At 71.4% G+C, this 7540-nt stretch carries 4 protein-coding genes and 1 pseudogene; all 5 read left to right on the top strand.

Going from position 1 to position 7540, the window contains the following annotated elements; translation table 11 throughout:
• Window positions 1-1639, top strand: a 1639-nt coding sequence (locus KUTG_RS60625) for an amino acid adenylation domain-containing protein (protein ID WP_198046985.1), incomplete at its 5' end; no start/stop codon positions are given.
• A pseudogene (locus tag KUTG_RS65065) lies at window positions 1522-2433 on the top strand (condensation domain-containing protein); the annotation flags it as partial. The gene KUTG_RS60625 and the pseudogene KUTG_RS65065, both read left to right, overlap by 118 nt.
• 13 nt (window positions 2434-2446) lie before the next feature.
• Window positions 2447-4063 carry an AMP-binding protein gene (locus KUTG_RS52815; RefSeq protein WP_369794620.1) on the top strand — a complete coding sequence of 539 codons (1617 nt, stop codon included), beginning with the start codon at window positions 2447-2449 and terminating at the stop codon, window positions 4061-4063.
• Window positions 4060-5424 carry a thioesterase domain-containing protein gene (locus KUTG_RS03325; RefSeq protein ID WP_198046984.1) on the top strand — a complete coding sequence of 455 codons (1365 nt, stop codon included), beginning with the start codon at window positions 4060-4062 and terminating at the stop codon, window positions 5422-5424. The genes KUTG_RS52815 and KUTG_RS03325 overlap by 4 nt, the downstream gene beginning before the upstream one ends.
• Before the next feature lie 16 nt (window positions 5425-5440).
• Window positions 5441-7540, top strand: a 2100-nt coding sequence (locus KUTG_RS03320) for a non-ribosomal peptide synthetase (RefSeq protein ID WP_063753475.1), incomplete at its 3' end; no start/stop codon positions are given.

The raw sequence follows: 7540 nt of genomic DNA, 5'->3' as shown, positions 1-7540 counted from the left end.
GTATCGGCAGTTGGCCACCCGCGCGGACCGGCTGGCCCGTCGCCTGACCGGGCTCGGCGTCGGACCGGAGTCGATTGTGGCCGTGGTCCTGCCGAGGTCGGCCGACCTGGTGGTGACGCTGCTGGCGATCGTCAAGGCCGGCGCCGCCTACCTGCCGATCGATCCCGGCTACCCCGCGGAGCGCATCGAGCTGATGGCCACCGATGCCGGCGCTGCCTGCGTGGTGACGACGGGTGAGTCCACACTGGACATTCCCAGGGTGCTCGTCGACGACCCGGGCGACGGCCCGGCGCCGGTCGGCCCGCGACCGGACAACCCCGCGTACGTGATCTACACGTCCGGTTCGACCGGCCGGCCGAAGGCCGTGATCAGCACGCACCGGGGCATCGTCAACCGGCTGGTGTGGATGCAGCGGCGCTATCGGCTCGGCCCGGACGACCGGGTGCTGCAGAAGACGCCGTACGGCTTCGACGTGTCCGTGTGGGAGTTCTTCTGGCCGCTGTTGTTCGGCGCCTCGATCGTGGTGGCGCGACCGGACGGCCACAAGGACCCGGAGTACCTGGCGGCCCTGGTCCGAGAACGGCAGGTCACCACGGCGCACTTCGTGCCGTCGATGCTGGAGGCGTTCCTGCGCGAGCCGACGGCCGGTGACTGTGTCGACCTGCGGCGCGTGATCTGTAGCGGCGAGGCGCTGCCGCTGCCGGCGCAGCAACGGTTCTTCGAGGTGTTCGGCGACGTCGAGCTGCACAACCTGTACGGCCCGACCGAGGCGTCCGTGGACGTCACGGCCTGGCAGTGCCGGCCGGCCCAGCGCGACGGCTCGGTGCCGATCGGCGCACCCATCGCGAACACCCGGATGTACGTGCTGGATGCGAATCTCCAGCCGGTGGCGCCCGGGGTGATCGGCGAGCTGTACATCGCCGGGGTGCAGCTGGCCCGTGGCTACGGCGGCCGGCCGATGCTGACGGCCGAGCGGTTCGTCGCGTGTCCGTTCGGCGGCCGCATGTATCGCACGGGTGACCGTGCCAAGTGGACGGACGAGGGTCAGTTGATCTTCGCCGGCCGGGCCGACGACCAGGTGAAGATCCGGGGGTTCCGGATCGAGCCGGGCGAGGTGCAGGCCGTGGTCGGCGCGCACCCGGGCGTCGCGCAGGCCGCGGTGGTCGTGCGGGACGAGCGGCTGGTGGCTTACGTGGTCGCCGGCGGCCTCGATGCCGAGGAGCTGCGACGTTACGTCGCCGAACGCCTGCCGGAGCACATGGTGCCGGCGGCGATCGTCTTCCTCGACGAGCTGCCCGTGACGACCAACGGCAAGCTCGACCGGAAGGCGCTGCCCGCACCGGACTACGCCGCCGCGGCCGGCGGCCGTGGGCCGACGACCGCCACCGAGGAGATCCTGTGCGGTGCGTTCGCGGAGATCCTCGGCCTGGACGGCGTCGGTGTCGATGACGACTTCTTCGCCCTGGGCGGGCATTCGCTGCTCCGGTGCGGCTGGCCAGCCGCGTGCGGTCCGTGCTCGGCGTGGAGATCCCGCTGCGGTTGCTGTTCGAGGCGCCCACGGTGGCCGCGCTGGCCGGCCGCCTCGCCGACGCCGCGCCCGCCCGCGTGCAGCTGTCGACCCGCGAACGACCGGAGCTGACCCCGCTGTCCTTCGCACAGAACCGCTTGTGGTTCATCGCGCAGTTGGAACGACCGAGCGCCGCGTACAACAACCCGGTCGTGCTGCGGTTGACCGGCGAACTCGACGTCACGGCGCTCGGCCTGGCCCTGCGCGACGTGCTCGGGCGGCACGAGGCCCTGCGCACGGTGTTCCCCGTGGCCGATGGTCAGCCGTACCAGCGGATCGTCGACCTGGACGACCTCGACTGGGCGCTGGCGGTGGCGGAACCGACCGACCTGCGTCAGGAGATCACCGACGCCGCCTCGCACGCGTTCGACCTCGCCACCGAGATCCCGATCCGGGCGTGGCTGTTCGTGGTCGCGCCGGAAGAGCACGTGCTGGTCGTGGTGGTGCACCACATCGCCGGCGACGGCTGGTCCATGCAGCCGCTGGCCCGCGACGTCACCACCGCGTACGAGGCCCGAAGCCAGGGCGTCGCTCCCGACTGGGCCCCGTTGCCGGTGCAGTACGCGGACTACGCGCTGTGGCAACGGGAACTGCTCGGCGAAGAGGCCGACGAGGGCAGCCTGCTCGGCGAACAGGTGGCGTACTGGCGGGAGACGCTGGCCGGTGCGCCGGAGGAGCTGGCACTGCCGATCGACCATTCCCGGCCGGCGCTGGGCAGCTACCGGGGCATCACCGTGCCCCTGGACGTGCCGACCGACCTGCACCACCGGCTGCTCGCGCTCGCCCGGGCCGAGGGCGTGACCCTGTTCATGCTGTTGCAGACGGCGCTGGCCGTGCTGCTGTCCCGGCTCGGCGCGGGCACGGACATCCCGATCGGCCATAAAAAAGCCGCACCGACGAGGCGCTGGCGTCCTGGTCGGCTTTTTCGTCAACACCCTGGTCATCCGCGCCGACCTGAGCGGCGACCCGACGATCACCGAGCTGCTGGCCCGGGTGCGGGACCGCAGCCTCGCCGCCTTCGCCAACCAGGACGTGCCGTTCGAGCGGCTGGTGGAGGAGCTGGCCCCGGCCCGGTCGATGGCCCGCCACCCGCTGTTCCAGGCGATTCTGACGCTGCAGAACACGGCACGGGCGAGCCTGCGGCTGTCGGCGGTCCGGGCCGAGGGCCTGGGCGCGGGCCTGTCAGCGGCCAAGTTCGACCTGGACGTGAACGTCAACGAGATCGTTGACGAGGACGGTCGCCCGGCGGGCCTGGCCGGCGCGGTCACGGCCGCCGCCGACCTGTTCGAGCCGCGGACCGTCGAACGGCTGGTCGCCCGCTATCTCCGCGTGCTGACCGCCATGACCGACCGGCCGGCGGCCCGGCTGAGCAGCGTCACGATCACCGGTGACGACGATGGGCGCGAGCCGCACGTGCTGCCTGTCGGACGGACCGTGCCCCAGATGATCGAGGAACAGGCGGCCGGGACGCCGGACGCGGTCGCGGTGATCGTCGACGGGGTCGAGACGACCTATGGGCGTCTGGATCGGCGGGCGAACCAGCTGGCCCGGCACCTGGTCGAGCAGGGCGTTCGGCCGGGAGCGGTGGTCGGCTTGTCCCTGCCGCGTGGGCTGGACCTCGTCACGGCGATGCTGGCCGTGTGGAAGGCCGGCGGCGCGTACCTGCCGATCGACCCGGAATCCTCCGGCGCCCTGGCGACGGAGATGCTCGCCGATGCCGGCGGCATCTGCGCCATCGCCGGCGTGGCGTACGAATACGCCCAGGTCCCGGTGCTGGTCCTCACCGACCTGGCCTTGGATGGCTACGCGGACGGCCCGCTCGGGCTCGCGATCGACGGTGAACTGCCGGCGTGCCTCGCCTACCCGGGATCCACCGGTGTGGTGGTCACGCACACCGCCGTCGCCAACCGCGTCGCCGCCTTCGAGGAGCGGCACGGGTTGCGGCCGGACGACCGCGTCCTTCACCAGGCGGCCATCGATTCGGACACGCTCATCGCGGAGATCGGCTGGCCGCTGGCCAGCGGTGCCGCAGTGGTCATCGGCGGCGCTGACGTGACGACGGCGTTGTTCACACCCCGCCTCCTCGCGGCTTTCCTCCGCGAATGGTCGGCGGCCGACTGCGCTGGACTGCGCCGCGTGATCGTGCACGGCGAGCCCCTTCCGGCCGAGATCGAGGCGGAGTTCTTCGCCGCCTTGCCCGGCGTCGAATTGCACACCGTGCACGGCACGGCCATGACAACCGGCGAGGTCGCGGCGTGGCGGTGTGATGGCGTCGCACGCAGTGCCGGTGTCCCCTTCCCAACCCGTTGCCAACACTCGGATCTACGTTCTAGCTTGCCCCCCACCGGTGCCGGCGGGCGTTCGCGACGAGCTGTACGTCGAAGGCGCACCGCTCGACCGCGGTTACGTCAACCGACCGGACCGGGCCGCGGAACGGTTCGTCGCCGACCCGTTTCCGTTCAGGCGCAAGGATGTTCCGGACGGGCGACTGTGTGAAATGGACGGTCGACGGCCGGTTGGCCTACTGCGGTCCGATGGCCGAGCAGGTCGAGATCGACGGCTTCCGGGTGGAGCCGGCCGAGGTGCAGGCGGTGCTGGCGGAGAACCCCGCGGTCCGCGAGGCGCTGGTGACGACCCGGAACGGTCGGCTGGTGGCGTACGTGGTGCCGACCGACGAGATCGGCGAGGACGTCGGCGGTCTGTCCGAACGTGGTCGGATGTTCGCCGCGCAACGCCTGCCCGAGCACAAGGTGCCGGCGGCGGTCGTCGTGCTCGACCGGATTCCGCTCAACCGGCACGGTCTGGTCGATCGGCCGCAGTTGCCGGCCCCGGACTTCGCCCGGGCCAACGGAAGCCGCGGCCTGGCGCTGGGCGGCGCGCTGCACGACGCCCTGTGCGAGGCCTTCGCCGACGCGCTCGGGCTGGAGACCGTCACCGTCGACGACGATTTCTTCGCCCTGGGCGGGCATTCGCTGTCGGCGGTGCGGATGCTGATCCGGGTCCGCGAGGTGTTGGGCATGCAGGTTCCGCTGCGCATCCTGTTCGAGGCGCCGACGGTCAACGGCCTGATGAACCGGATGAGTCTCTCCTCGGTCAACGACTCGATGGACGTGCTGCTGCCGATCCGGACCACCGGCAGCCGCCCGCCGTTCTTCTGCGTGCACCCCGGCGGCGGCGTCAGCTGGTCGTACATGCGGCTGGCCCACCACGTGCCGGAAGACATTCCGCTGTACGGCTTGCAGTCACGGGGACTGGACGGCAAGCAGGAGTTCGCGCGGTCGCTGACCGAGATGGCCGCGGACTACATCGAGCAGATCCGCAGCGTCCAACCGACCGGGCCCTACCACCTGCTCGGCTGGTCGTTCGGCGGCATCGCGGCCCACGAGATGGCGGTGCAGCTGCGCGCCGCCGGCGAGGACGTGGCCGCACTGGTCATCCTCGACACCTATCCGGAGGAGCTGGAGCCCGGCGCCGAGCCGGAACTGCTGGCTCCGGACGAGGCCGCCGCGGCGCTGGAGGCCCGCATCGACTGGGTCCGCCGCGAGGCCGGCGACGTCTTCGGCGCCATCTCCGACGACGAGGTGATGCAGCAGGACCGGGCGCCCCAGAACAACGTTTTTTGGTTGGCCCGGCACCACCTCTCCGTGTTTCGACGGCGACATGCTGCTGCTGGTCGCCGGCCGGTATCCGGGCGCTGGGCATGCCGATCTTTGTTTTCGCTGGGCGCCGTACGTGGCCGGCGAGATCGCGGAGACCCGCCTACCGTGCCGCCATCCCGACATGCCGCGCCCGGAGATGCTCGCCAGGTGTGGACGGCGATCTCGGACTGGCTGACCGAACCAAACCCGACCGACTGAGGGGACGAGCCCGCAAATGGACAGCACGAGCATCGACCGGTTCGCGGCGGCGTCCGGCGTGGATGCCGACACGGTGTGGCTGGCGGCCCGGTACAAGGCGGCCACGGTCGTCACCGGCACGCAGTCGGCGCTGGCGGAGGAGAAGACCTGGCGTGATCTGCTGGCCCGCGTCGCCACGTCGGTCGGCCGCGCCGATGCGGAGGCCGCGTGGCTGGCCGCCGGCGAGGAGGAGCACGTCGACGCCGAGCGGATCGCCGGCTACCTGGCGACCGCCGTCGAGCGCCTCGTCGAGACGCCGGAGGACCTGCACGACCGTGACACGCTGTTGCCGGCAGCGGAGATCGAGGCGCAGCTGGCGATGTGCGCCGGCCCGGTCAAGTCGCTGCCGGACCGCCGCTTCCACGAGCTGTTCGAGGAGCGCGTCCGCCAGCACCCCGACCGGGTCGCGGCGGTGCAGGGCGACCGGAGCTGGACCTACGGCGAACTGAACGCCGCCGCGAACCGCATCGCCCACTCGCTGCACGGGCGGGGCCTGCGGGCGGAGGAGGTCGTCGCCGTCGTCACCGAGCGGACGCTGGAATGGCTGGCCGCCGTGATCGCGGTCTTCAAGGCCGGCGGCTGCTACCTGCCGCTGGAGCCGCACTACCCGGCCGAGCGCTTCGCCACGGTCCTGCGCCGCAGCGAATGCCGCTGGGTGCTCGCCGACCGTGAACGCCCTCAGCTCGTCGCGGCCGTCGCGGACCGGCAACTGTCCTATCTGGACGAACTCGTCGCCTCGGCCGAGCCCACCGGCGACCTCGACGTGGCCGTCGGCGCGGACCAACTCGCCTACATCTACTTCACCTCCGGCTCCACGGGCGAGCCCAAGGGCGCGATGTGCGAGCACGCCGGCTTCCTCAACCACCTGCTGGCCAAGATCGAGGACCTCGGTGTGGGGGAGGGGCACGTCATCGCCCAGACCGCGCCGCAGTGCTTTGACATCTCGCTCTGGCAGCTGGTGTCCGCCCTGGTGGTCGGCGGCCGCACGCACATCGTGGAGCAGGACGTCGTCCTCGACGTGCACCGGTTCCTGGACAGCCTGGAGGCCGACGGCATCCAGCTCGCGCAACTCGTTCCGTCCTATTTGGACATCGTGCTGTCGACGCTCGACGAGCGTCCCCGGCGGTTCCCGGCGCTGCGCTGCGTGGCGGTGACGGGCGAGGCGCTGAAGAAGGAGCTGGTGCAGCGCTGGTTCGCCGCCTTCCCGGACATCACGCTCGTCAACAACTACGGGACCACCGAGGTCTCCGACGACACCAACCACGAGGTCATGGACCGAGTTCCGGCGCACCGCTCGGTGCCGCTCGGACGGCCCCTGCGCAACGTGCGCGTGTACGTGGTCGACGAGCAGCTGCGGCTGGTCCCCATCGGCGCGCAGGGCGAGATCGTGTTCGCCGGTGTCTGTGTGGGCCGGGGCTACATCAACGACGAGGTCCGCACCAAGGCGGCGTTCACCGCCGACCCTTACCAGCCCGGTGTCCGGCTGTACCGGTCCGGCGACTTCGGCCGGTGGCTGCCGTCCGGCATCCTGGAGTACCTGGGGCGCCGGGACTCCCAGGTCAAGATCAACGGCCTGCGGATCGAGATCGGCGAGATCGAGAACCGACTGCTCCAGGTCGACGGTGTGCGGGACGGCGCCGTGGTCATCGCCGGCACCGGCCATCAGCCGCAGCTCGTCGGCTACTACGCCGGACCCGCCGCCCCCGAGCCGGCGAGCGTCGCCGCCTTCCTGGGCGAGACGCTGCCCGGCTACATGGTGCCGCAGCGGCTGTACCCGCTGCCCGAGCTGCCGCTCACGCCGAACGGCAAGATCGACAAGAAGTCCTTGACGGCGCTCGCCGGCGCGGCCGAGTCGGCCGACGTGGACACACTCGCCACGGCCACCGAGCGCCGGATCGCCAGCCTGTGGTCCGACCTGCTGCACGTCCCGCACGACCAGATCGGGCGGTCCACCCGGTTCTCGGAACTGGGCGGCACCTCGCTCACCGCCATCCGGCTGGTGCTGGCGCTGGACCGCGTCGTCACCGTCGGCGAGCTGGCCGCGACACCGACCGTGCGCGACGTTGCCGCGCTGGTC

Source organism: Kutzneria sp. 744 (genome assembly GCF_000568255.1).
Classification (GTDB): domain Bacteria; phylum Actinomycetota; class Actinomycetes; order Mycobacteriales; family Pseudonocardiaceae; genus Kutzneria.
This window is presented reverse-complemented; position numbering and strand designations above follow the sequence as displayed.